The sequence below is a fragment of the Mesorhizobium sp. M1A.F.Ca.IN.020.06.1.1 genome (assembly GCF_004023265.1).
Lineage (GTDB): Bacteria > Pseudomonadota > Alphaproteobacteria > Rhizobiales > Rhizobiaceae > Mesorhizobium.
In genome coordinates this window covers 1-621 of the sequence record NZ_RZSR01001650.1, presented here as the reverse complement: position 1 = coordinate 621, position 621 = coordinate 1, and the positions used below count along the sequence as shown (strand labels likewise).

General features: G+C 63.0%; 1 protein-coding gene and 1 pseudogene. Both read left to right on the top strand.

Annotated elements, in window-relative coordinates:
- The first annotated feature begins 17 nt into the window (after positions 1-17).
- On the top strand, positions 18-215 hold the full coding sequence (gene thiS / locus EOA60_RS36135; protein WP_127336102.1) for a sulfur carrier protein ThiS: 198 nt from the start codon (positions 18-20) through the stop codon (positions 213-215).
- Between the two features lie 4 nt (positions 216-219).
- Positions 220-621: pseudogene (locus tag EOA60_RS36130) on the top strand (thiazole synthase); the annotation flags it as partial.

Genomic DNA, 621 nt, shown 5'->3' with positions numbered 1-621 from the left:
GTCATCGGAGAGGGCAAATGAAGCTGACCATCAACGGCAAAGCGTGTGAGGTGACGGCCACGACGCTGTCGCGGCTCCTGGCCGACCTCGAATTTGAAGGGGACTGGCTTGCCACTGCCGTCAACAGCGAAGTCGTGCCTGCTGCCGCGCGGGCTGATTGCCACCTTTGCGAGGGCGACCGCATCGAAATCCTCACACCGATGCAGGGAGGCTGATCCGATGCTCGAACTTTACGGACAAGAACTATCGTCCCGCCTTTTGCTTGGTACGGCCCTCTATCCCTCGCCTGCTGTCATGGCCGATGCGGTGAAGGCGTCGCGCGCCGAGATCGTCACCGTCTCGCTTCGCCGCGAAGCCGCCGGCGGCAAGACGGGCGGCCAGTTCTGGTCGCTGGTCCAGTCGTCAGGCGTTCGCGTCTTGCCCAATACGGCCGGATGCCATTCGGTCAAGGAGGCGGTGACGACGGCGCGCATGGCGCGTGAGCTCTTCGGCACCAACTGGATCAAGCTTGAGGTGATCGGCAATCACGACACGTTGCAGCCGGACGTATTCGGTCTGGTCGAGGCGGCCGGCATTCTCGCCGCGGAAGGCTTTGACGTTTTCCCCTATACGACCGAGGAC

Bases quoted from the DNA above. Each gene is read 5' to 3' on its own strand.
- thiS (WP_127336102.1), top strand. From the start codon at position 18: ATGAAGCTGACCATCAACGGCAAAGCGTGTGAGGTGACGGCCACGACG.